This window comes from Janthinobacterium sp. HH104 (genome assembly GCF_001758715.1).
Classification (GTDB): domain Bacteria; phylum Pseudomonadota; class Gammaproteobacteria; order Burkholderiales; family Burkholderiaceae_D; genus Janthinobacterium; species Janthinobacterium aestuarii.
The window spans coordinates 21635-45090 of sequence record NZ_LRIB01000036.1 but is presented as its reverse complement, the minus strand read 5'-3'; the positions used below and the strand labels follow the sequence as shown (position 1 = coordinate 45090).

19 protein-coding genes are annotated in these 23456 nt (G+C 62.1%); 14 read left to right on the top strand and 5 right to left on the bottom strand.

All coding sequences use genetic code 11. The features are described from left to right. The first annotated feature begins 35 nt into the window (after positions 1-35). From glp to JAB6_RS15970, 3 genes are all read left to right on the top strand, one after another. A complete protein-coding gene (gene glp / locus JAB6_RS15980; protein WP_070303610.1) occupies positions 36-1883 on the top strand; it encodes a gephyrin-like molybdotransferase Glp in 1848 nt (615 codons plus the stop codon). A gap of 260 nt (positions 1884-2143) precedes the next feature. Then, positions 2144-3058, top strand: a complete 915-nt coding sequence (locus JAB6_RS29565; RefSeq protein ID WP_139143405.1) for an MHFG family PEP-CTERM protein — start codon at positions 2144-2146, stop codon at positions 3056-3058. 57 nt (positions 3059-3115) lie between these two features. Further along, a complete protein-coding gene (locus JAB6_RS15970) occupies positions 3116-3907 on the top strand; it encodes a hypothetical protein (protein ID WP_070303607.1) in 792 nt (263 codons plus the stop codon). A gap of 27 nt (positions 3908-3934) precedes the next feature. Here the strand turns inward: JAB6_RS15970 and rmuC are convergent, their stop codons facing one another. Continuing rightward, positions 3935-5296 carry a DNA recombination protein RmuC gene (gene rmuC, locus JAB6_RS15965; protein ID WP_070303605.1) on the bottom strand — a complete coding sequence of 454 codons (1362 nt, stop codon included), beginning with the start codon at positions 5294-5296 and terminating at the stop codon, positions 3935-3937. 5 nt (positions 5297-5301) lie between these two features. Continuing rightward, a complete protein-coding gene (locus JAB6_RS15960; RefSeq protein ID WP_034754244.1) occupies positions 5302-5697 on the bottom strand; it encodes a group II truncated hemoglobin in 396 nt (131 codons plus the stop codon). A gap of 131 nt (positions 5698-5828) precedes the next feature. Between JAB6_RS15960 and JAB6_RS15955 the strand changes: the two genes are divergently transcribed. The 3 genes from JAB6_RS15955 to JAB6_RS15945 are packed head-to-tail and all read left to right on the top strand — an operon-like array spanning position 5829 to position 7982. Next, positions 5829-7097, top strand: a complete 1269-nt coding sequence (locus JAB6_RS15955; protein WP_070303603.1) for an MFS transporter — start codon at positions 5829-5831, stop codon at positions 7095-7097. Between the two features lie 12 nt (positions 7098-7109). Further along, the gene (locus tag JAB6_RS15950) at positions 7110-7457 is read left to right on the top strand and encodes a GIY-YIG nuclease family protein (protein WP_070303601.1); all 348 of its coding nucleotides are present in this window, start codon (positions 7110-7112) and stop codon (positions 7455-7457) included. A gap of 57 nt (positions 7458-7514) precedes the next feature. Then, complete coding sequence (locus JAB6_RS15945; protein ID WP_070303599.1) at positions 7515-7982, top strand: MarR family winged helix-turn-helix transcriptional regulator; 468 nt, start codon at positions 7515-7517, stop codon at positions 7980-7982. Positions 7983-7985: 3 nt separating this feature from the next. Here JAB6_RS15945 and cqsA read toward each other — a convergent pair whose 3' ends face one another. Then, entirely contained in the window at positions 7986-9230 is a 1245-nt protein-coding gene (gene cqsA, locus JAB6_RS15940; protein WP_070303597.1) for an alpha-hydroxyketone-type quorum-sensing autoinducer synthase, read from the bottom strand. Between the two features lie 163 nt (positions 9231-9393). On the opposite strand from cqsA, the gene JAB6_RS15935 reads away from it, so the two are divergent. Together JAB6_RS15935 and JAB6_RS15930 are read left to right on the top strand one after the other, a co-directional pair. Beyond that, the gene (locus JAB6_RS15935; protein WP_070303596.1) at positions 9394-10713 is read left to right on the top strand and encodes a HAMP domain-containing sensor histidine kinase; all 1320 of its coding nucleotides are present in this window, start codon (positions 9394-9396) and stop codon (positions 10711-10713) included. A gap of 3 nt (positions 10714-10716) precedes the next feature. After that, positions 10717-11724: a response regulator gene (locus tag JAB6_RS15930; protein WP_070303594.1), complete on the top strand. Its 1008-nt coding sequence runs from the start codon at positions 10717-10719 to the stop codon at positions 11722-11724. A gap of 8 nt (positions 11725-11732) precedes the next feature. On the opposite strand, the gene JAB6_RS15925 is transcribed toward JAB6_RS15930, so the two are convergent. Together JAB6_RS15925 and JAB6_RS15920 are read right to left on the bottom strand one after the other, a co-directional pair. Further along, the gene (locus JAB6_RS15925) at positions 11733-14264 is read right to left on the bottom strand and encodes an ABC transporter permease (RefSeq protein WP_070303592.1); all 2532 of its coding nucleotides are present in this window, start codon (positions 14262-14264) and stop codon (positions 11733-11735) included. Between the two features lie 36 nt (positions 14265-14300). Continuing rightward, complete coding sequence (locus JAB6_RS15920; protein ID WP_046685964.1) at positions 14301-15332, bottom strand: adenosine deaminase; 1032 nt, start codon at positions 15330-15332, stop codon at positions 14301-14303. A 579-nt stretch (positions 15333-15911) separates the two neighbouring features. Here JAB6_RS15920 and JAB6_RS15915 point away from each other — a divergent pair. The 6 genes from JAB6_RS15915 (at position 15912) to JAB6_RS15890 (ending at position 23419) form a co-directional block, all read left to right on the top strand. Then, on the top strand, positions 15912-17834 hold the full coding sequence (locus tag JAB6_RS15915; protein ID WP_034754154.1) for a PrkA family serine protein kinase: 1923 nt from the start codon (positions 15912-15914) through the stop codon (positions 17832-17834). A gap of 72 nt (positions 17835-17906) precedes the next feature. Continuing rightward, entirely contained in the window at positions 17907-19175 is a 1269-nt protein-coding gene (locus JAB6_RS15910; RefSeq protein ID WP_070289103.1) for a YeaH/YhbH family protein, read from the top strand. After that, positions 19175-20776, top strand: a complete 1602-nt coding sequence (locus tag JAB6_RS15905; RefSeq protein ID WP_046686270.1) for a SpoVR family protein — start codon at positions 19175-19177, stop codon at positions 20774-20776. Before JAB6_RS15910 ends, JAB6_RS15905 begins: the two co-directional genes overlap by 1 nt. A gap of 539 nt (positions 20777-21315) precedes the next feature. Next, on the top strand, positions 21316-21972 hold the full coding sequence (locus JAB6_RS15900; protein ID WP_034754161.1) for an energy transducer TonB: 657 nt from the start codon (positions 21316-21318) through the stop codon (positions 21970-21972). A gap of 86 nt (positions 21973-22058) precedes the next feature. After that, positions 22059-22985, top strand: coding sequence for a MotA/TolQ/ExbB proton channel family protein (locus tag JAB6_RS15895; RefSeq protein ID WP_175444557.1), 927 nt, complete (start codon positions 22059-22061; stop codon positions 22983-22985). Between the two features lie 5 nt (positions 22986-22990). After that, a complete protein-coding gene (locus JAB6_RS15890; protein ID WP_034754165.1) occupies positions 22991-23419 on the top strand; it encodes a biopolymer transporter ExbD in 429 nt (142 codons plus the stop codon). Positions 23420-23456 lie beyond the last annotated feature (37 nt).

The following is a 23456-nucleotide window of genomic DNA, read 5'->3' as shown; positions in this document are numbered from 1 at the left end:
CTACCATGGCGCATGCACCAATTTCCCTACCTGACATGATCAACAAACACGACATTACCGGCCTGATCCTGGCCGGCGGCCTCGGCACGCGCATGGGCCAGCGCGACAAGGGCATGCTGCCCCTGCATGGCCAGCCCCTGGCCCGCCACGTGCTGCAGCGCCTGGCGCCGCAAGTGGGCGAACTGGCCATCAGTGTCCACGCCGATGCCGGCGATTACGCGCGCTTTGGCCTGCCCGTGTGGCCCGACGCACTGCCAGGCCAGCTGGGGCCGCTGGCCGGCCTGCACAGCGGCATGCGGCACGCCGGCACGCCCTATCTGCTCACCGTGCCCTGCGATTCGCCCCTGTTGCCGCCCGACCTGGCAGCGCGCCTGGCGGCCGGTTTGATCGACAACGATGCCGACCTGGCCATCGCCGTCACCGAGGAGACCGACCCGGCGACGGGAGCGGCCGTGCGCCGCCCGCACCCGGTTTTTTGCCTGGTGAAAACCTCGGCCCTGCCCCAGTTAGACTCGTATCTGCGCGGCGGCGAGCGCCGCATGCGTACCTGGCATGGCCCCTTGAAACTGGCAGAAGTGCTCTTCGAGAACCATGGCGCGTTCGGCAACATCAATACGCCAGACGAGCTGGCCGCCCTGCAGGCGCAGGGCTTGTCCGTGCCGATGGCGCAAGCCATCCTGGCCGACACCGTCGCGCCCGTCGCCGAGATCGAGGAACTGCCGCTGCCGCAAGCGTTCGAGCGCATCCTGGCCGCCGACATCATCTCGCCCATCAGCGTACCCGCGCACGACAATTCCGCCATGGATGGCTATGCGCTGCATGGGGCTGACCTGGGCGGCGACACGCCCTTGACCCTGACCTTGGTCGACACCATCCTGGCCGGCCGCCCGGGTACGGTCACCGTACAGCGCGGACAATGCGCGCGCATCATGACGGGCGCCGTCATGCCGGACGGCTGCGACAGCGTCGTGCCGCAGGAACTGGTGCGGCAAGCCAGCGAGCACAGCATCACCATCGCGCCGGACTCCATCCACCCTGGCGACAACCGCCGTTTCAAGGGTGAAGACTTGATGCAGGGCCAGCCTGCGCTGCTGCAGGGCAAACTACTCGGACCGGCCGAACTGGGACTGCTGGCATCACTCGGCATCGCCACAGTGCCCGTGCGCCGGCGCCTGCGCGTGGCCTTCTTTTCCACCGGCGACGAATTGCGCTCGATCGGCGAGCTGCTCGACGCGGGCTGCATCTACGACAGCAACCGCTACACCCTGCTGGGCATGCTGACCCGCTTGGGCTGCGACGTGCTCGACATGGGCATCGTCAAGGACAATCCGCAAGCGCTGGAAGCTGCCCTGCGCGGTGCCTGCGCCAAGGCTGACGTCATCATCACCTCGGGCGGCGTGTCCAGCGGCGCGGCCGATTTTACGCGCGAGATCCTCGCCCGCCTCGGTGACGTGGCCTTCTGGCACATCAACATGCGCCCGGGCCGCCCCATGGCCTTTGGCCGGATTGCCAGCGAAGGCGACACGGCCTTGCTGCTGGGCCTGCCCGGCAATCCCGTGGCCGTGATGGCGGCGTTTTATTTCCTCGCCCGCCCCACCCTGCTGCGCCTGATGGGCGCCGATGCGGACACGTCCACCCTGCCACTGCTGCAAGTGGCGGCGCAAGCGCCCATCCGCAAGAAACGGGGCCGCACGGAATACCAGCGCGGTATCGTCGAACGCGACGCGGACGGGCGCCAGCACGTGCGCGTGACGGGTGCGCAAGGCTCGGGCATCCTGCGTTCGATGACGCAAGCCAATTGCATGATCGTGCTGCATGAAGCGCAAGGCCACGTGGCGGCCGGCGACCTCGTCGACGTCGTGCTGTTCCATGGGCTGATCTAAGCAGCTCCCCCTTCCCGTCTCCTGAACGGCCCGCCCTGCGCGGGCCGTTTGCATTTCCCCATTGCAATCAATTCCCCTGCGCGGCCGACGTTCGCCTATCGAGATAAAAATATCAATCATTTCTCATTAAAACAAATCAATAAACACAACACTAATTGCAATAATTTTATTTATTAGTTGATATTGAAGTTTCTTCGGTGATAACATTCGAACTCATGCAAAAAAGTTCAATTTTGATATTGTTTTCACGAGGAACAACAATGAGACACAGCTCATGGATCGCGGGAGCCAGCTTGCTGGGTACGGCCTGCATGCTTGCCACCTTGTCCCTGGCGCCCTTGCCTGCCAGCGCGAAAGGCATCGCGCGCGCCGATGTGCTCGATAACTGCAACTGGAATCGTCCCGGCGTCGACCCTTTCATGGGTGACGTGGTGGCGGCCGTGGACCGCTATACGGATATCGCGCCGCCCGTACGCGAACAATTGAAGGAGCGCATGCGTGCGCGCCAGTACGATGAGATCGTCGTGATCAGCCGCGACGCCATCCGCGGCAAGGGCAATTACAACGCGCGCATCAGCGACATGCATTTCGGCCCGGGTCGCGTTTGCCGCAACGTCACGCGCGCGGGCTGGAACGAGCAGATGCAGGAACGGGGACTCGTGTATTGCGTGCAGGGCCAGTGCATCCTGGTGCCGACGATCTGCCGCAACGTCAGCCGTATCACGCAAGCGCCCGCATCAGCGCCGCCAGCGGCCGGTGCCGCTCCCGGCGGTGCGGCACCCGTTGCCGCCGCGCCCGCCGCCCCGGCAGCGGCAGGCGTACCACTGATCGACAACCCCGACGCCTTGCGCGGCGGTTCCTTCACGGGCGGCGCCATGCCGCCCGAGGTGGCCAGCATTCCTTTCCTGCCCTTCGATTATGTGCGTACCGTCGGCGGCATCACGTCGCCGGCCGGCATGGGCGGCGGAGGTGGTGGTGGCGGCAGCGGCCGGCCGCCGGACCAGGGCAGCAGCATCATCGTGCCGCCCACCGTGATCATCCCTACCTTGCCACCGACGGTGCCGACCGTTTTGCCGGCCGTGCCGGAACCGCAAACCTGGGCCATGCTGCTGGCGGGACTGGCGCTGACAGCCTTCGGCGCCAGAAAACGCCTTGCCAGCAAGCATGCCGCTTGAGGCGTAGCCAGCCGTATGCGGACTTGTTACTATGGTGCATTCCAGACAAGGACCGCCATGCCCGACATCGATAGCCGTTCGACACGTCTCGTTGCACTGCGCAACGAAGGCCGGTACGCGGAAGCGCTGCCGCTGCTGCAACAGCTGTTCGCCGAGGCCGGGCAAACCCTGAATCCGGCAAGGTCGAGCTATTTCATTGTCATGCTGGAGTGGAAGTTTTTGGCCGAGGCATACGCGCCAGCGTACGCCGCCCTGCAGGCGGAGCGTGATGCGCAAATCCAGTTGCTGCTGTCGGGCCAGCATGATTTCGGCCACCACGACAGCCGCGCGCCACAGGCAGGCAGCACGTTTGGCCGCAGGTCGCGCTTCTCTCTCATCGCCGAGATGAACGACACGCTGGGCGATGCCCGCTCCACCGCCGACCTGTTCGCCCAGCTGGACGCCAGCGCCCCCGAACTGGCGCGCCAATACGCTTGGCAAGCCCTGCAAGCTGTTGTCGAGGCGGGCAATTTCGCGCTCGCGGACCGCTATCACCGCGCCCCGCTGGAGCACCTCGATATGGTCAATGCCCTGTCCGCCAGCCTGCCCTTGTTTCCTGCGCCGGGCACGCCGCCGCGCCTGGCGGCGGAGTTGATGAATCTGGCAAAAGACGTGCGGATCGCCGCTGCCATACTGCGTGGACAAGGGCAAAGCGCCGAGGCGGACGCACTGGGCGCTGCCTTGCTTGCCGGCCTGGCGAATGACGCCATGCGCACACTGGCACAGCGCGAACTCGATGCGCCGGGCAGCATCACCGCTGAACTAGTCAACCATCAGATGGCGCAAGAACAGCAAGACCAGCAGACTTAGCCAGCCGCTGCGGCGAACGAAACGGCGCTATTCGGCATCCGCCTTACCCAGCAGCAAGGCGGCCGCCTCGCCCGGCAAGGCTTCCACCGATTTCAATTTGCGCGCCATCTGCCGGCTGCGCACTTCCGCGCTTTCGATATTCTTCGCCGCCTTTTCTAGGGTCAGCCGGGTTTGCGACAACACCTCGCCGAACTTGCCGAATTCCGTCTTCACGGCGCCCAGCACTTGCCACACTTCGGACGAGCGCTTTTCCAGCGCCAGGGTGCGGAAACCCATCTGCAGACTGTTGAGCAAGGCCGTCAGGGTCGATGGCCCGGCGATGCTGACCCGGTGCACGCGCTGCAATTCGTCGGCCAGTCCCGGGCGGCGCAGCACTTCCGCATACAGCCCCTCGGTAGGCAGGAACAGGATGGCAAAGTCGGTGGTCAGCGGCGGCGCCAGGTATTTCTCGGCGATGGTTTTCGCTTCGCCCCGCACGGCCCGCTCCAGTTCGCGTCCGGCCAGGGCCACGCCGTCGGCATCGGCCCGCTCGGCCGCCTCGACCAGGCGCTCGTATTGTTCCTTGGGGAATTTCGCGTCAATCGGCATCCACACTGGCGGCCCGCCGTCGACCATGCCCGGCAGTTTCAAGGCGAATTCCACGCGCGCGCCGCTGCCCGGCAAGGTTTCCACATTCTTCGCGTACTGGTCGACAGTGAGTACCTGCTCCAGCAGCATTTCCAGCTGCACTTCGCCCCACGTTCCCCGCGTCTTGACGTTGGTGAGCACCCGCTTCAAATCGCCCACGCCCAGCGCCAGCTGCTGCATCTCGCCCAAGCCCTGATGGACTTTTTCCAGCCGCTCCGACACTTGCTGGAACGAGGCGGACAGGCGCGTTTCCAGGGTCGCGTGCAGTTTCTCGTCGACCGTCTTGCGCATCTCTTCCAGGCGCGCGCCATTGTCGGCCTGCAAATCGCGGATCTTGTTTTCCAACGTGGCACGCACTTCCAGCATGCGCTGCGCATTCGATTCCGTCAGCTGCGCCAGAGTTTGATTCGTACTCTCGGCAAAGCGCGCCAGGCTTTGCGCCTGTTCTTCGCGTCCGACTTTGCCCTGCGCCTGCATCTGCGTGCGCAGGCTGTCGAGCTGTTGCAGGGTCGCCGCCTGGAATTGCGCCAGGCCAGCGGCCAGGTCTTGCCGCGTGGCCTGTGCCGACGCCTGCAGCTGCAGCCGCACTTCGCGCTCGACCCGGTCGATGCGCTCCAGGCTTTGCTGCTGGTGCTGCTGCACCAGGGCCAGGGTGGTGGCGCCGTCGCCGGCCACGCCACGCGGGCGCAGCAAGATCAATAGCAACAGGACGATGGCGACGATGGCGGCGCCCAGCAGGCTGTAGAACTCGATTGGGCTCATGGGTATCAGTCAGGTTTGTTACGCATCCAGTCGGCCGTCTGATAGAACGATTCCATCAGGCGCACGCGCAAGGATTCTTCGATGCCCGTGTCTTCCATGGCCCAGGCCATGGCGCGCAGCCACTGGTCGCGCTCGCTGGTGCCGATGGCATACGGCAAGTGACGGGCGCGCAGGCGCGGGTGGCCGAATTTCTCGATATACAAATCTGGTCCGCCCATCCAGCCCGTGAGGAAAAAATACAGCTTGTCGCGCGAGCCGTCCGTCGATGGCGGATGCATGACGCGGATGCCAGCGAACTCGGGCTCGAGCTCCATCAAGTCATAAAAACGGTCGACCATTTCGCGCAGCACGGGGGCGCCGCCGATGGTCTCGTACAGGGTGGGGGCAGTGGTATCAGTCATGGCCGCCATGATAGCGCAAGCGCTGGCGGCCCATGCGGCGCCAGCCCCCTCTGCCACAATAAATGGCAATATACTTGACTAATCAAGCTTTTATCAAATACCATGCAATTTTTAACGAGAGATAAAACAGCATGTCAACCGCCGTCCAAGCTCCTTTACTACGCAATACCAACTTCCGCTGGCTGCTCGGCGGCGGCCTCGTGTCCATGCTCGGTGACCAGTTCAGCATGCTGGCCCTGCCCTGGCTGGTGCTGAGCCTGACAAACGATAGCCTCAGCCTGGGCATCGCCGTGGCCCTGATGGGCGCGCCGCGCGCCGTGCTCATCTTGTTGGGCGGCACCATCGCCGACCGTTACTCGCCCCGGCGCGTGCTGCTGCTGAGCAAATATGCGAACGCCGCCATCCTGCTGACACTGTCCGGCCTGCTGATGCTGGACCAGGCCAGTGTGGCGCTTGCGTATGCGGCCGCGCTGGCGCTGGGCGTCGCCTCCGCCTTCGGCATTCCCGCCGGCACCGCCATCCTGCCGCAAGCCGTGCCGCCGCAAGTGCTGCAAACGGCCAACAGCCTGCAGATGGGCGCGCGCCAGTTGTCCTTGCTGGCCGGCCCGCTGCTGGCGGCGCTCGTACTCGGCGCCCGCGATGGCGGGCAGCAAACCGGCATGGCGGCGCTGGCCGCCGCCTTTGCCATCGATGCGCTGACGTTTCTGTTCTCGGCCTGGACCTTGCGGCAAGTCAGCCTGCGGCCACTGGCAGCGGCCACGGCGGCGCAAGGCATGTGGCGCGACATGGCGGCGGGCCTGTTCATGGTGTGGCGCGACATGGCCTTGCGCAGCTGCTATGCCTACTGGGCCGTGGTAGCGTTCTTCGTCATGGGACCGCTGCAAGTGGCCCTGCCCGTACTGGCCAGCGAGCGTCTGCACGGCGCCCCGGCGCTCGGTTTGCTGATGGGCGCGCACGGCGCCGGTACCCTGGCCGGCATGCTGGCGTCCAGCCTGGGCGGCGCCTGGCTGCGCCGCTGCTTCGGCGCCACCCTGCTGGCTGTCGATGCGGTCGTGGGCCTGCTGCTGATGGCGCTGGGGCAAATCGATACAGCCTGGCAAGGCGCGGCCTTGCTGGCCGTCACGGGATTGCTGGGCGGCTACGTGCAGGTGGCCATCTTTACCTGGATACAGCGGCGCGTGGCGCCCGCCATGCTGGGCCGGGCGATGGCGCTGTTCATGGGTATCTTCCTGGGACTGGCACCGCTGTCGGCGGCGGCCACGGGCGCGCTGCTGCGCCACCTGAGCGTGGGCGAACTGTTCTGCGCCGGCGGCGCCCTGCTGCTGGCCGCCGCCATCGCCGCCGCCCTGCTCACGGATATTGCGCGCATCGCAAGCACCGATTACATCACCCAAGCTTGAGGACGTCTCACCATGGATAAAACACAGCAAGCTGCCTTGAAAGCAGCTTACCGGCAACAAGCACCCGCGCTGGGCATCATCGCGCTGCGCCACCTGCCCAGCGGCCGCACCCTGCTCGAACGCAGCCGCAATGCGCCCGGCGCGCTGAACCGCCACCGCTTCGAACTCGCGCTGGGCTCGCACCGCAATGCGCACCTGCAGGCGGACTGGCGGCGCGACGGCGAAGCGGCTTTCCGCTTCGACATCATCGACACCGTCAAGCCATCGGCCGATCCCGGTTTCGACGCGGACGCAGAACTGGACGCCCTGCTGGCGCTGCACCAGGCGCAGCTGCTGGAGCAGGGGCAATCACGCTATTGAGCGGCCATGCTTTACACTTGCGCACTCACGCACTGCGCAGCAAATGAAAAGGATGTCATGACCGATCTCACTCCCCCGCCGCCGGACGGCGGCAGCGCGCTGGACTTTTGCCTGCGCCTGGCGCGCGCCCAGGCCATGCTCGTGCGCCGCTTCGACAGCACCCTGGGCAATCTGCACGGCTTGAGCTTTGGCGATTATCAATTGCTGTACCACTTGCAGCGGGCGCCCGGCGGACGCCTGCGCCGCATCGACCTGGCCGAGCGTCTGGCGCTGACGGCGTCCGGCATCACGCGCTCGCTGATGCCGCTGGAAAAAATCGGTCTGGTGGCGCGCCAGGCCGATGCGCGCGATGCCCGCGTCGGCTACGCCGCCATCACGGCCGCAGGACTGGCATTGCTGGCGCACGCGAATACGACGGCGCAGGCGCTGGGCCAGGAATTGCTGGGCAATGCCAGCGCGGAACAGCTGGCGCCCCTGTCCCTGCTATTGAACGGCATTGCCGGCAACCAGCCCGGCCAAGTCTGATATCTACACCAGCGCCAGCTTGCGCAGGCGCCGCGTCGATGGCCAGCGCGCCATGCCCGTCTCGTCGCGGATGGCGGCGCAGGCGGCCAGCACCCTGGCGCACTCGTCCTCGCGCAAGCCCGCATTCAGGGTCAGGCGCACCAGCGAGCGGTTCTTCGGCGTGGCCGGCGCGCAGAAGACGGCGCCGTAGATGCCATGCCGTTCCAGCGCCTTGCGCAGGATCAGGGTATCGGGCTCGCTGCCCGCTTCCAGCGCGATGATCTGCTCGGTGCCGTCGCTGACGTTGTAGCCAAGATCCATCAGCCCCTGGCGCAACTGCACGCTGTGGCTGTGCAGCGCGGCGCGGCGGCCATCGGCGGCGCGGATGAAATCGAGCGCCGCATCGAACCACGCCAGCTCGTGCTCGAGCAGGCAGGAGCTGAAGATGGCGGGCCGCGAAGCGGACAAAAAATATCCCTTGAAGCGGGCCGAACAGGTAATCAGCCCGGCCCGGCCCGCAAACGCCTTGGCCAGCGACGCCGTGCGGAAATGCACGCGCTCGGCCAGGCCCAGCTCCACCACCAGCCCCGCGCCCTGCGGGCCATGCGTGCCCAGCGAGTGCGACTCGTCGACGATCAGCATGCTGCCGCTGCGCTCGGCGATTTCCACCATCTCCAGCAGCGGCGCCACGCTGCCATTCGTGCTGTACAGCGCATCAACGATGATGATGCCGGGGCCATGCTTGTCGATCTGGCGCTGCAGGTGGGTGCCATCGTTGTGCAGAAAAGCAACAGGCACGGCTTGCGCCGATTGCACGCCCTCCCACAGCGAAGCGTGCGCCTGCATATCGAGGTACACGGGGATGCCGGGCCCGGCCAGGCTTTGCAGCAAGCCCACATTGGCGGCCCAGCCCGACTGCGCCAGCACGCACGCTTCGCTGCCCAGATAGTCCGCGAATTTTTGTTCCAGCCGGTGCTGGCGGCTGCCTTCCTGCAGGAAGACGGACGACATCAGCATGGCGCCCCCGCCCTGCAAGACGCGCGCCTGGGCCGCCAGCAGCGCCGCCTCGCCGGCGATGTTCAGGTAATCATTACCTGCCAGCATGACCGCACTGGCCGGCATGGCTTGCCATTCGTGCAAATGCTGGCCGCCAAGCAGCTTCTCGATGCGCTCGACGTAATGTTCATCCATGCGTGCGCGCACGAAGGCGGGCATCCGTTGTTCGGCGTGGATGGCGCGGGAAGACAGGGGGGAAATGGCGTTTAACATAGGAACTCCTGATTGGTTGCGAGGGAACTACCGCATCCAACATGCGCGAGCCATCGGGCAAGAGTTTGATACAGCTCAACAGTTATGCCGATATCCTGCTGATACAGAGGGAACCCGCCGATCATGTTGCATTGACACGCCTCAACGAACGCGCCCCCTGATCATGAAGCATGCGCAGTCCCCTTCCGGAAAACGATGGCAAGGCAAGCTGCTCCAGCCTTTCCTGCATTTCCACGACGCCATCGAACACACACCTGTGCGGCGCGCACAGGTGCGTAAGCTGGCGCTCATCGGTGCGCTGGGCATGCCCCTGTACTACGCGCTGTGGCATTATTTTTTTCCGCAGGAATATGAATCGCCGCTGCTGCGCATCGTGGCGGCGCTGCTGTTCCTGCCCGCGCTATGGCCCGACCGCTTCAGCAATACCTGGTTCAGCGTCTACCTGTTCCTGGGGCTGACCTTCGAACTGCCGTTTTTCTTCACGTACATGTTCCTGATGAACCATGCCTCGACCATGTGGGTGCATTCGCTGCTGGTGGCGCTGGTCGTGCTGTTTCACTTCGATACGCGCATCGCCATACTCGCTTACCTGAGCGGCACCCTGCTGGCCTGCCTGGCGTTTGCCGTGGCCGGCGATCCCGCCTTCCTGCTCAGCGGCGACGTCTTGCAGCAATTGCCCGTGCACTGGTTCACGATTGCCGTGCTGTCCGTGGTCAAAGTGGGGCGCAACGTGGGCGCACAAGAGAAACTGGCCGGGCTGGCGGCTGGCCTGGGCAGCGTGGCGCACGAATTGCGCACGCCCCTCGTCAGCGTCGAGGCGAACGTGCGCGGGCTGCAGCGCGGGCTACAGCAAAACCTGCAAGACCAGCCACCCGACGCGGCCAGCCTGGAAGCGCTGGCGCGCATCCAGTTCGAAGTGCGCCATATGCACCACATGATCGATCTGTTCCTGCTCAGCGCCAGCGCCGTCAACCGCAAGCTCGAGGCGAACGAAGCGGTGGCCATGCACGACAGCGTGGCGGCCGTGCTGCGCCGCTATCCGTTTACCAGCACGGCCCAGCGCGACATCGTCAAGATCGACGTACGCGCCGATTTCACGTTTCCCGGCCAGTCGGAACTGTGCGTGGTGATCCTGCTCAACCTGCTGCGCAATGCCTTGAAAAGCATCCACCGCGCGGGCAAGGGCCGCGTGCGCATCATCATCGATGGCGCCCATCCCGTGCCGCGCCTGCTGTTCATCGACACGGGCTGCGGCATCGCCACCAGCCGCCTGCCGCTGATCTTCGACCGCTTCTATTCGTATCCCTCGCACAACGGCAGCGGCATCGGCCTGGCCCTGTGCCGGCAAATCATGCAAGCCTGGCAAGCGCGCATCCGCTGCGTCGCGCGCGAAGGCGCCTACGCCATCTTCGTACTGGAATTTCCCCAACCCCTGCCCGTGCCCACGCACAACCGTTTTCCATCCATCCACCGCGCGAGGTGACGCATGCAACTGCCCGTCTACACCCATCCGACCCTGACCGTACTGATCGACGACAGCGATTCCTTCCTGAAAAGCCTGGCGTTCCAGCTCGATCCCGGCCTGGCGCGCAAGACTTTCCACGACACCAGCAGCGCCCTGCACTGGCTGCGCCAGAGCGCGCAACCGGGCGAAACGCCGCTGCACGTGAACTTCGACACGCAAAACCTGCCGCCCGACCAATGCAACGTGGCGCTCGATATCGAACGCATCTGGCGCATCAGCGGCCAGGCGCAGCGCTTTGCCGTGCCCTCCGTGCTGGTGGTCGATTATTCGATGCCGCAGATGAATGGCCTGGAATTTTGCGAGGCCGTGCGCGACCTGCCCTGCAAGAAGATATTATTTACAGGGGCGGCCGATGAAAAAGTGGCCGTGACGGCCTTCAACCGGGGCTTGATCGACCGCTACATCAAGAAAAGCGACGACGATGCGCTCGACATCCTGGAACAGGAAATCCATGCCCTGCAGCGCGAATTCTTCCTGCAACAAACGGACACCGTGCGCGACTTGCTGATGCTGCACGATTACAGTTTCCTGCAAGACGAGGCGCTGGCCGCCGTCGTGCACGAGCTGTGCCAGCGCCATGGCTTTGTCGAATACTATATTTTTCCCAATCCCAGCGGCATCTTGTTTTTCACGCGCGACGGCCACGCCAAGCTGATGATCATCGAGACGGAACGCAGCCTGCACACGCAATACGAAATGGCACGCGACAGCGACGCGCCCGAATCCTTGCTGCTGGCGCTGCTGGAAATGCGCGTGATTCCCTACTTTTCCGACGCCGACAGCGACGGCATGTACGCGGCGCAGATCGGCGAGAACTGGTTCCGCTACTGCGCCGCGCCCACCATCTGCCTGGGCAGCGTGACGTATTTCTGGGCCCTGTTCGACGTGCCGGCGCACCAGTTGGGGCAAGCAGTCATGTCCTACTCGCAATTTTTGCGCGCGGGCGCGGGCGACAGCATCAGCGCGTAGTTGGCAAATTAGCCCTCACGCAGGGTTTGCAGCGGCGGATGTTTGAGCACGTTGCGCAAGCCCAGCCAGCCGCCGGCGATCGCGCACAAGGCGCCGGCCAGCAGGCCGAACGCCCACACGCCGGGCGCGAAGCTCCAGGCGAACTTGAACTGGTACGTGGCCAGGGCCCAGCCCATGGCGGCCGCGCCCGATGCGGCCAGCAAGCCGGCCAGCGCGCCGACGAGGGAAAACTCGATCAGCTGCGCCTGCGCCAGCTGGCGCCGCGTGGCGCCCAAGGCGCGCAGCAAGCCCGCTTCGCGCGTGCGCTCGTCCTGCGAACCCATCAAGGCCGCATACAGCACCAGCAAGCCCGAGGCCAGGGTGAAGGCGAAGAGGAATTCCACGGCCGTCACCACCTGGTCCAGCACGCCCTGAATCTGTTTGAGCACGCCGCCCACGTCGACCACCGTCAGGTTCGGGTAGTCGCGCAGCAGAGCATTCCCCAGGTCCGCCTGCGCGGGCGGCAGGTGAAACGCCGTGATCCACGTCTGCGGCGTGTCCGCCATGGCGGCAGGGTTGATGATGACGAAGAAATTGACGCGCATCGAGCCCCATTCCAGCTTGCGCAAACTCGTGATGGCCGCTTCCACGGGCTGGCCGGCGATGTCGAAGCGCAGCTTGTCGCCCAGTTTCAGCTTCAGGGTCTTGGCGATGCCCTCTTCCACCGACGCTTCGGCAGGCGCGCCGGGCGTATTGGCGAACCACTTGCCGGCCACCAGCTTGTTTTCTTCCTGCATCGTGACCATCGTCGACAGATTGAATTCGCGGTCGGCCAGGCCCTTGGCGCGGTCGTCTTCGTAGGTGGTTTCCGTGATGGCGTTGCCGTTCACGGCCACCAGGCGCCCGCGTATCATCGGATACAAAGGCGCATTGGCCACGCCCGCTTGCGCCAGGCGCGTGGTGATCGGCTCTTTCTGTTCCGGCAGGATATTGATCATGAAGCGGTTCGGCGCGTCCGGCGGCGTGGCATTGCGCCAGGCCACCATCAGGTCGCCGCGCACCACCGTCAGCAGCAGCAAGGCCATCAAGCCCAGGGCCAGCGACACCACCTGGATGACGGTGGCGCCCGGGCGGCGCTGCAAGGACGTGACGGCAAAGCGCCAGCCCTGGTGGTTGAAAACGCCGCGCAGGGTTTTCAGCGACTTGATACCCAGCCAGCCGGCCAGGCCGAACAGGGCGAAGCCGCCGAGAAAGCCGGCCGCCGTCAGCAGCGCCAGTTTCACGTCGCCCGCCTGCCACAACAGCAGCACGACGAAGGCGGCGATGCCCAGGCCATACGTGGCCACGGCCAGCGCCTGCGGCGGCTCCTGCTCGCGGCGGATCACGCGGTTGTGCGGGACATTGCGCAACTGCAAAATCGGCGGCAGGGCAAAACCCAGCAAGAGCAGCATGCCGGTGGCCACGCCTTGCAGCGCGGGCAGCATGGACACGGGCGGCAAGTCGTTCTGCACCAGTTTGCCCAAGAGTTCGAGCAGCACCAGGTGGCCGCCGAAACCCACTATCACGCCAACGACGCTGCCGGCCAGGCCGACGAGCAGGAATTCGATCACGTACATGGCCGTGACCTGGTTTTGCGTCAAGCCCAGGCAACGCAGCATGGCGCACGCGTCCAGGTGGCGCAGCATGAAGCGGCGCGCGGCCATGGCCACGGCGACGGCCGCCAGCATGGCCGACAGCAAGCCGACGAGGGACAGGAAACGGTCGGCGCGGTCCAGGGTCGACTGCATCTGCGGGCTGCCCGATTCCAGCGATTCGATGCGCACGCCCTTGATGGCCTGCGTCTTGATCTGGCTTTCCAGCCTGGCTTGATACTGCGCAAGCTCGGCGGCCTTGGCCGGTGGCGCCGACAGCAGCAGCCGGTACGACACGCGCGAGCCGTTCTGCACCAGCGCCGTGGCGGCCAGGTCGCCCAGGGGCAGCATGACTCTCGGGGCGAAGTTCAAGAAGGACGCGCCGCGGTCCGGTTCGCTGGCGATCAGTTGCGTGACCGTAAATGCCTTGTCACCGAGGGTCAGGGTATCGCCCAGCTTGGCGTTCAGGCTGGACAGAATCGCCGCATCGACCCACAGGGTGCCGGGCGCCGGCACCTGGTCCGTGGGCCGTCCCACGGCATCCTGCGCTTCGCTCAGTGTGGTCGTGATTTTCAGCTTGCCCCGCTGCGGGTAGCCGGGCGAGACGGCCTTGATGGACGCCAGCTGCGACAGCGACTGCTCGCCCTCGCCCGCTTGCGCCATGCTGGGAAACGTCACCGTGTCGGCCAGGATGAAGCCGCGCTGTTGCGCTTCGGCGCGCCAGGCCGCATTGACGGGCTGGTCGGCGTTGATGACGAGATCGGCCCCCAGCAGCTGGTGCGCGTCGCGGTTCAAGCCCGCGCGCAGGCGGTCGACGAAGAAGCCGACGGCCGACAGGGCCGCCACGGCGACGATCAGCGCGACGAGCAGGAAACGCAGTTGCCCGGCGCGCCAGTCGCGGCCGGTCATTTTCAGGGAGAGGCGGAACATGGGCGGCGGGTCTTTATGCGAATTGGTTGTGATGCGTTATTGCGCGATGCCGTGGGCAGCCGCGTGCTGGGCGAAATACGCATCGACGGTGGCGAGGAAGGCGTCTTTCTGTGCCTGCGGCAGGAAGGCGGCGATGAAACCGTTGCGCGCCAGGCGATGCGCGTGGGAAAGGCCCAGTGGCAGCGCGTCGAAGATGGCGTCGAAATTGTCGTTCATGTAGCCGCCGAAATACGCGGGATCGTCCGAGTTCACCGTCACCAGCAGGCCGGCGTCGAGCAGTTGCACCAGGTTATGGTCATGCATCTGGTCGAACACGCGCAGCTTGGTGTTCGACAGCGGACACACGGTCAGCGCGATCTGTTCGCGCGCCAAACGGGCCGTCAGTTCCGCGTCTTCCAGGCAGCGCACGCCATGGTCGATGCGTTCGACCTGCAAGTCGTCGAGCGCCGTGCGGATGTAGGCTGGCGGACCTTCCTCGCCCGCGTGGGCCACCAGGTGCAGGCCCAGCTCGCGGCAACGGGTGTACACGCGCGAGAATTTCTCGGGCGGGTTGCCCACTTCCGACGAGTCGAGGCCGATGCCGATGAATTTGTCGCGGTGCGGCAAGGCGTCTTCCAGCGTCTCGAACGCTTCTTCCTCGCTCAGGTGGCGCAGGAAGCACAGGATCAGGGCAGCGCTGACGGGGCTGTCCTGGCAGGCGCGGTGGATGCCGTTGATCACGTCGGCCATGGCCACGCCGCGCGCCGTGTGGGTTTGCGGATCGAAGAAGATTTCCGTGTGCAAGACGTTATCGGCCTCGGCGCGCTGCAGGTAGGCTTGCGTCATGTCGTAGAAATCCTGCTCTTTCAAGAGCACGCTTGCGCCAGCGTAATAAATGTCGAGAAAAGACTGCAAATCCGTAAAAGCATAGGCGCTGCGCAAGTGTTCCACGGATTCATAGCCAAGCGGCACGCCATTGCGCGCTGCCAGTGCGAAAATCAGTTCCGGCTCCAGCGAGCCTTCGATATGGATATGCAGTTCGGCCTTCGGCATGCCGCGGACGATCGCGCGCAATTGGGGGTTCATCATGGGTGTTCCTTATAGGGTGACGATAAAAATGCTGGCTCGCGCACGCGCACGCGCGGCGCGCAGGGCCATCAGACATGCAGGCATCTTAGCGCAAGATGGCCAGCCTCACCGGCGACCGGCCGCCATGGCGCCGGCTGCGGCAGCGCCACGGCCGGCATCGGCACGCGCTGGCGAATTGTCGTATGATGGTTTAAAAGGCCTACAAAGGTTCATTGAAATTGAGGAAAAATTTGATGATTTATCCAATTAAATCAACAATTTACAAACAAGTATTAAGGATATGCTGACATATCTTTTGACTTCCTGATCCTTTAGAGCAATAATTAATTTCATGGGGTAAAGGTAAGTGCAACAAGCGCTATCAACAGTGAAAAAATAAGCCGGCTGGCCACGTCAGCACACGGCATCAAGCGCCAGTTTTTTGGTCCGGGCAATCCGGACTCGCAAAGACAGCCGGGCTTGAAACAACAATAAAAATCGGTACGGGGTACAGAAAAAATTCAGACGGCAAGCCCAGGCGAGTGCCAGGCGGGCGGCCATGGTGACTGGCAGTTCAGGTTTACATTAAAGGACATTGACATGACCATTTTTGATAACTATGCAGCACGCTACGAGCGCACCCGCGAAGAGGAAATGTCGCTCACCGAATACCTGGCCCTGTGCAAGAAGGACAAGCTGACGTATGCCAGCGCGCCCGAACGCATGCTGGCCGCCATCGGCGAGCCGCAGCTGGTCGACACGCGCAACGACACGCGCTTGTCGCGCATCTTCGCCAACAAGGTGATCAAGATCTATCCCGCCTTCCGCGAGTTCTACGGCACCGAGGAAGTGATCGAGCAAGTCGTCTCGTATTTCCGCCACGCGGCGCAAGGCCTGGAAGAACGCAAGCAGATCCTGTACTTGCTGGGGCCTGTCGGCGGCGGCAAGTCGTCCATCGCGGAAAAACTCAAGTCGCTGATGGAACACGTGCCCTTCTATTGCCTGAAAGGCTCGCCCGTCAACGAATCGCCGCTGGGCCTGTTCAACGAGGAAGAGGACGGCACCATCCTGGAAGAGGATTACGGCATCCCGCGCCGCTACCTGCGCAACATCCCCAGCCCGTGGGCCGTGAAACGCCTGCATGAATACAATGGCGATATCAACCAGTTCCGCGTCGTCAAGCGCTATCCTTCCGTGCTGAAACAGATCGCCATCTCGAAAACAGAGCCGGGCGACGAGAACAACCAGGATATCTCCTCGCTGGTGGGCAAGGTCGACATCCGCAAGCTGGAAGACTATGCGCAGGACGACCCGGACGCCTACAGCTATTCGGGCGGCCTGTGCCTGGCCAACCAGGGCTTGATGGAATTCGTGGAAATGTTCAAGGCGCCGATCAAGGTCTTGCACCCCTTGCTGACGGCCACGCAGGAAGGCAACTACAAGGGCACGGAAGGCTTTGGCGCGATTCCGTTTGACGGCATCATCCTCGCCCACTCGAACGAGTCGGAATGGAAGACGTTCAAGAACAACCGCAACAACGAGGCGTTTCTTGACCGTATCTATATAGTCAAGGTGCCGTATTGCCTGCGCGTGTCCGATGAAATCAAGATCTACGACAAACTGGTGGCCAATTCCTCGCTGGTCAAGGCCCCGTGCGCGCCCGGCACCTTGCGCATGATGGCGCAGTTCGCCATCCTGTCGCGCCTGAAGGATCCGGAAAACTCGAGCATCTTTTCGAAGATGCTCGTCTACGATGGCGAAAACCTCAAGGATACGGACCCGAAAGCCAAGTCCATGCACGAATACGTCGATTATGCGGGCGTGGACGAGGGCATGAACGGCCTGTCGACGCGCTTTGCCTTCAAGATCCTGTCAAAGGTGTTCAACTTTGACAATTCCGAAGTGGCCGCCAATCCAGTGCATCTATTATATGTACTGGAACAGCAGGTCGAGCGCGAGCAGTTCGCGCCGGAACTCGAGCAGCGCTACTTCTCGTATATTAAAGAGCACCTGGCGCAGCGCTATGTGGAATTCATCGGCAAGGAGATCCAGACGGCTTACCTGGAAAGCTATTCGGAATACGGACAAAATATTTTCGACCGCTACGTGACGTTTGCCGATTTCTGGATACAGGACCAGGAATACCGCGATCCGGACACGGGCGAAAGCTTTGACCGCGAGTCGCTGAACAATGAACTGGAAAAGATCGAGAAGCCGGCGGGCATTTCCAATCCGAAGGATTTCCGCAACGAAATCGTGAACTTCGGCTTGCGCGCGCGGGCCTCGAACGGTGGCAAGAATCCCGCCTGGACCAGTTATGAAAAGTTCCGCACCGTGATTGAAAAGAAAATGTTTTCGAATACGGAGGAATTGCTGCCCGTGATTTCCTTCAATGCCAAGGCCAGCGCCGACGATGCCAACAAGCACGCCGACTTCGTGGCCCGCATGGTGGAAAAAGGCTATACGGCCAAGCAGGTACGCCTGTTATGCGAATGGTACTTGCGCGTACGCAAGTCGTCATAGCGCGGACAGCGGAGGCGCGTTCCCGCCTGACGACCGGCGGGGCGCGCGAGACGAGAGGCAAGGAGGCACCCTTTGACATATCTCATCGACAGGCGCTTGCAAAGCAAGAATAAATCCGCCGTCAACCGCGAGCGTTTCCTGCGGCGTTACAAGGGCCAGATCAAGGATGCCGTGGGGCGCGCCATCAAGGGGCGCTCGATCACGGACGTCGAGAATGGCGAGAAGGTCAGCATCCCCGTCAAGGACGTGGGCGAACCGTCGTTTGGCCACGCGCATGGCGGCGTATGGGAAGTGGTCAATCCCGGCAACAAGGAATACCTGAAAGGCGACCAGATCGCCCGGCCGAAAGGCGGCGGTGGCGGCGGGCGGGGCAAGGCGGGCAATAGCGACGAGACGACGGAAGACGATTTCATCTTTGAGTTGTCGCGCGAAGAATTCATGAATTATTTCTTCGAAGACCTGGAATTGCCGCACATGGTGAAAACCCAGCTGACGGCCACCACGGAATTCAAGAACCAGCGCGCCGGCTACAATATGTCGGGCACGCCATCGAACATCCACGTGCTGCGTTCCTTACGCGGCGCGCTGGGCCGGCGCATCGCCGTCGGCGGTGGCGCCCGCAAGCAGCTGGCGCAGGCCGAGGAAGACCTGGCGGCCCTGCTGCACGAAGGGGCGCCCGACAGCGACCCGCTCGTCACGGAACTGCGCCGCCTGATCCACCACCTGCACACGCGATTGCTGGCCATTCCCTTCATCGACCCGTTCGACTTGCGCTACAGCAACCGCATCAAGGTGCCCAAGCCGATGACGCAAGCCGTCATGTTCTGCATCATGGACGTCTCCGGCTCCATGGACGAGTCGCGCAAGGACACGGCCAAGCGCTTCTTCATCCTGTTATATCTTTTCCTCAAGCGCGTCTACGACAAGATCGAGGTGGTCTTCATCCGCCACCATACGGCGGCGGCCGAAGTGGACGAGCATGAATTCTTCAATTCGCGCGAGTCGGGCGGCACCGTCGTGTCGTCCGCGCTGCACTTGCTCAACACCATCATCGACGAACGCTATGGCGCCGGGCAATGGAACAGCTATGTAGCGCAGGCATCGGACGGCGACAACTGGGACAACGATTCCATGCTGTGCCGCCAGTTGCTGATCAATACCATCATGCCCAAGGTGCAGTACTACACCTATGTCGAGATCACCGACGGCCCGCAGCAAAACCTGTGGGAGCAATATGCGGGCGTGCTCGACCATCACGCCCATTTCGCCATGCAAAAGATCGTCACGCCGGCCGATATCTATCCGGTCTTCCGCGAACTGTTCAAGAAACAGGTGAAATGATGAGTGCAGCCTTTGACCGCGCCAGCAATACTCCGGGCGAACCGTTCGTGCGCCTGCGCCACCCGAACGCCCTGCCCGAGCAGTCGGAATGGACGTTCGAACTGATCGAGCAAATCCACGAGGAAATCCGCCGGGTGGCGAAACAATTTGGCCTCGACACGTATCCGAACCAGCTGGAAATCATCACGGCCGAACAGATGATGGATGCCTACACGTCGGTGGGCATGCCCGTCTCGTACAACCATTGGTCGTTCGGCAAGCATTTTTTGTCTACCGAGAAAAGCTACAAGCGGGGCCAGATGGGCCTGGCTTACGAGATCGTCATCAACTCGAATCCGTGCATCGCCTATTTAATGGAGGAAAACAGCCTGACCATGCAGTCGCTGGTGATCGCGCATGCGGCCTACGGGCATAACTCCTTCTTCAAGGGCAATTACCTGTTCCGCGCCTGGACGGATGCGGACGCCATCATCGACTATATGGTGTTTGCCAAGAATTACATCGCCGAATGCGAACAGCGCCATGGCGTCGATGCCGTGGAACTGCTGCTCGATTCGTGCCACGCCATCCAGAACTATGGCGTGGACCGCTACAAGCGCCCGGCGAAACTGTCGATGGCGAAGGAATATGCGCGCCAGAAAGAGCGCGAAGCCTATGTGCAGTCGCAGATCAACCAGCTGTGGCGCACCCTGCCCCGGCGCGACGAAGACGAGGACGAGGACGACCAGCGCAAGGCCGCCCCCCGCTTTCCGCCCGAACCCGAGGAAAACCTGCTGTACTTCATCGAGAAGTATGCGCCGCTGCTGGAACCGTGGCAGCGCGAGATGGTGCGCATCGTGCGCAAGATTTCCCAGTATTTCTATCCGCAGCGCCAAACCCAGGTCATGAACGAAGGCTGGGCCACCTTCTGGCATTACACGATATTGAACCAGCTCTACGACGAAGGCGTGGTGGGCGACGGCTTCATGATGGAATTCCTCAAAAGCCATACCAACGTCGTCTACCAGCCGCCCATCGACAGCCCGTATTACAGCGGCATCAATCCGTATGCGCTGGGTTTTGCCATGATGAGCGACATCCGCCGCATCTGCGAGCACCCGACGGACGAAGACCGCGCCTGGTTTCCCGACATGGCCGGCAGCGACTGGCGCAAGAGCCTGGACTTTGCCATGCGCAATTTCAAGGATGAAAGCTTCATCGCCCAGTATCTGTCGCCGCGGCTGATCCGCGAATTCCATTTCTTTGCCGTGCTCGACGACGACAAGAATGAAAAGCTGGCCATTTCCGCCATCCACGACGATGCCGGCTACCGCTACGTGCGCCAGCAGCTGGCCGAGCAGTACAACCTGGGCAACCGCGAGCCGAACATCCAGGTCTGGTCCGTCAATACGCGCGACGACCGCGCCTTGACCCTGCGCCACACGCAATTCCAGCGCCGCCCGCTGAACCAGCAGGCGGCCGAAGTGCTCAAGCACGTGGCACGGCTGTGGGGCTTCGATGTGCACCTCGATACGGTCGACCCGCAGGGCGTCGTCCTGGGCACCCTGAATTGCCGACGGGAAAAACGCAACCGGCGCGATGACCCCGTTGTCCGGCCATGAAATGATTTGTTGATAATAATCAATGGCAAGAATATAAGCGTTTCCTATGCCTACATAGGAATTCAGTATGGCCTGGCGGCCTCAAATGGGCCGCCAGGACCGCCTTTTTTGACCTGGGTGAAGTGGCTTCCGCACCCGTTTGGTGCGCGCGTGCCGCTAAGTGGTCTGGTTCCGAGGTAAAACATTTCCAAAAGGAAAGATTTTCCTCCAAATTTAGCAGTTTCCATATTGAATATCACGAAATATAATTCCGCCATATGGGCACATCGGAGAACTTAGCAGTGGTAGCCCAAAACGGCTGTAAAAAACCGATAAGACCGCCTTTTTTTCTGTCCGAAAGCGTGCAAAGATGACATAAGCAAGTACCTTTTCAGGGCGCAAAAGCGCCAAAAATTTAACCGGTTTTAGGCGTTAAAAATCTGTGTAAAATAAAGAATTCGTATGTATAATTCGGCGACGTCCCGGATACGGCTGGAGCTTTGTGTCGTCATTTTGGGGTTCAGTTGCAAGACAAGAGATGGTATTTGGAGAAAGCAGGCATGAATTTTTCGAACGAGAAAAGTCCCAAGAACTACACAGGCATCACTATCGTTGTCCTGCTGCACGTTCTCGCGGCTTACGGGATCGTGACGGGCTTGGGCAAGCGGTTGGTCACCAAAATGATGGAACCGGTTGAAACCAAGATTATCGAGGAAGTCAAACCGCCTCCACCGAAGGATCTTCCACCGCCACCACCGCCGCCAGAAATGAAAGCGCCACCGCCGCCATTCATTCCGCCAGTCGAGGTGAACGTGCAGCAGCCGCCACCACAGCAAAACGTGATTGCAAATACGACTGCTGTGAAGCCAGCCACGAATGTATTGGCACCGCCAGCACCGCCTGCACAGCCTGCGCCAACTCCTGGACCAGCCAAATCGGTGCGTACGCCGGCCGTGGTTGACTTCAGTGTCTGCGAAAAGCCGGCTTATCCAAAGTCGTCGCAGCGCAATGAGGAAACCGGTGTGGTGACACTGTCGTTCCTGATCGGTGTAGACGGCAAGGTCGCTGATTCGAAGATCGTGAAGTCCAGCGGCTTCAGAGACCTGGACAAAGCCGCGGTGCAAGGTATCAGCCGCTGTACATTTAAGCCGGCAACAGTTGACGGCAAGCCGGAACAAGGCTGGCAGCAAATGCAATACGTTTGGTCGCTGGATTAAAACCCGAGACAGTTATCCCCTGTCTCACACTATGATTTCGTTGTCATTACGTTCAGCGATCTGTTATTTTTAATTTTGGAGGAAGCATGTTTAAGAATACCCGTTTGTCCGCATTTTTTGCCGCGGTTCTGTTGTCCGTTACCGCTACTACCGCTCTGGTAGCAGCTCCGGCATTCGCTGACGCGCCAGCATCGGCAGCAGCTACGGCTCCAGCGGCAGACGCTGCACCAGCACCAGCTGCTGACGCAGCAGCTCCAGCAGCAGACGCAGCCGCTCCAGCCGCTGACGCAGCAGCTCCAGCCAAAACCGAAGAAGTCCACAACCCGTTCGGCCTGCAAGCAGTGTGGGACGGCGGCTTCGTGCCACGCGCCACCCTGATCATCCTGGCCATCATGTCGATCGGCAGCTGGTACATCATCATCACCAAGCTGATGGATCAAATGAAGATCTTCAAGCAAGCTAAAGAAACCGCTGCCAAATTCTGGAAAGCACCTTCGATCGCTGCTGGTTCGGCAACGCTGACCGAAGGCTCGCCATTCCGCTTCATCGCTGAATCGGGCACCAAGGCAACGGCTCACCATGACGGCGCCCTGCTGGAACAAATCGATCTGTCGACCTGGGTGACGATGTCGATCCAGCGCGCTTCGGACAAAGTCCAATCGCGTCTGCAAGATGGCCTGTCGTTCCTGGCAACCGTTGGTTCGACCGCACCGTTTATCGGTCTGTTCGGTACCGTTTGGGGTATTTATGGCGCGCTGACCAACATCGGCATGACCGGTAACGCTTCGATCGATAAAGTTGCAGGTCCAGTTGGTGAAGCACTGATCATGACCGCTTTCGGTCTGCTGGTCGCCGTTCCTGCCGTTCTGGGTTACAACTGGCTGGTGCGTCGTAACAAAACCGCAATGGAAGACGTACGCTCGTTCAGCGCCGACGTTCACTCGGTACTGATCTCCGGCGCAATGTCGACCAGCGAAGCTGGCCGTGCTGCCGGCGCTAAAAAGATCGGATAAGAATCATGTCGATGTCCGTCGGCTCCGACAGCGGAGATGAAGATCAAGTAATGTCAGAAATCAACACGACGCCGCTCGTCGACATCATGTTGGTTTTGCTGATCATTTTCTTGATCACCAGTCCGGTTGTCCTCAAATTGCAGAAAATCGATCTGCCGATCGAGGCCAACCAAGCCCTTCAAAGCAAGCCAGAAAACGTCAACATCGTTGTCAACAAGGATGGCGAGATTTATCTGGGCCAGAAGAAACTGAAAGATACGAGCGAACTGTTCGATTATCTGAAAGTTGAAGCAGTGAAAGTACCGCAGCCGGAAGTACACGTTCGTGGCGACCAAGAAACACGCTACGAATCGATCGGCCGGGTTATTTACACGACCCAACGTGCCGGGATCCAGAAGGTCGGCTTCATCACCGAACCACCTGACAAGGGCTGATAGCGACTGGCAGCGGCGCCCCGGCAACAAGGGTGCG

Excerpts from the sequence above, each read along its gene's own strand:
- glp (WP_070303610.1), top strand. The coding sequence starts at position 36 with ATGATCAACAAACACGACATTACCGGCCTGATCCTGGCCGGCGGCCTC.
- JAB6_RS29565 (WP_139143405.1), top strand. The coding sequence starts at position 2,144 with ATGAGACACAGCTCATGGATCGCGGGAGCCAGCTTGCTGGGTACGGCC.
- JAB6_RS15970 (WP_070303607.1), top strand. The coding sequence starts at position 3,116 with ATGCCCGACATCGATAGCCGTTCGACACGTCTCGTTGCACTGCGCAAC.
- rmuC (WP_070303605.1), bottom strand. The coding sequence starts at position 5,296 with ATGAGCCCAATCGAGTTCTACAGCCTGCTGGGCGCCGCCATCGTCGCC.
- JAB6_RS15960 (WP_034754244.1), bottom strand. The coding sequence starts at position 5,697 with ATGACTGATACCACTGCCCCCACCCTGTACGAGACCATCGGCGGCGCC.
- JAB6_RS15955 (WP_070303603.1), top strand. The coding sequence starts at position 5,829 with ATGTCAACCGCCGTCCAAGCTCCTTTACTACGCAATACCAACTTCCGC.
- JAB6_RS15950 (WP_070303601.1), top strand. The coding sequence starts at position 7,110 with ATGGATAAAACACAGCAAGCTGCCTTGAAAGCAGCTTACCGGCAACAA.
- JAB6_RS15945 (WP_070303599.1), top strand. The coding sequence starts at position 7,515 with ATGACCGATCTCACTCCCCCGCCGCCGGACGGCGGCAGCGCGCTGGAC.
- cqsA (WP_070303597.1), bottom strand. The coding sequence starts at position 9,230 with ATGTTAAACGCCATTTCCCCCCTGTCTTCCCGCGCCATCCACGCCGAA.
- JAB6_RS15935 (WP_070303596.1), top strand. The coding sequence starts at position 9,394 with ATGAAGCATGCGCAGTCCCCTTCCGGAAAACGATGGCAAGGCAAGCTG.
- JAB6_RS15930 (WP_070303594.1), top strand. The coding sequence starts at position 10,717 with ATGCAACTGCCCGTCTACACCCATCCGACCCTGACCGTACTGATCGAC.
- JAB6_RS15925 (WP_070303592.1), bottom strand. The coding sequence starts at position 14,264 with ATGTTCCGCCTCTCCCTGAAAATGACCGGCCGCGACTGGCGCGCCGGG.
- JAB6_RS15920 (WP_046685964.1), bottom strand. The coding sequence starts at position 15,332 with ATGATGAACCCCCAATTGCGCGCGATCGTCCGCGGCATGCCGAAGGCC.
- JAB6_RS15915 (WP_034754154.1), top strand. The coding sequence starts at position 15,912 with ATGACCATTTTTGATAACTATGCAGCACGCTACGAGCGCACCCGCGAA.
- JAB6_RS15905 (WP_046686270.1), top strand. The coding sequence starts at position 19,175 with ATGAGTGCAGCCTTTGACCGCGCCAGCAATACTCCGGGCGAACCGTTC.
- JAB6_RS15900 (WP_034754161.1), top strand. The coding sequence starts at position 21,316 with ATGAATTTTTCGAACGAGAAAAGTCCCAAGAACTACACAGGCATCACT.
- JAB6_RS15895 (WP_175444557.1), top strand. The coding sequence starts at position 22,059 with ATGTTTAAGAATACCCGTTTGTCCGCATTTTTTGCCGCGGTTCTGTTG.
- JAB6_RS15890 (WP_034754165.1), top strand. The coding sequence starts at position 22,991 with ATGTCGATGTCCGTCGGCTCCGACAGCGGAGATGAAGATCAAGTAATG.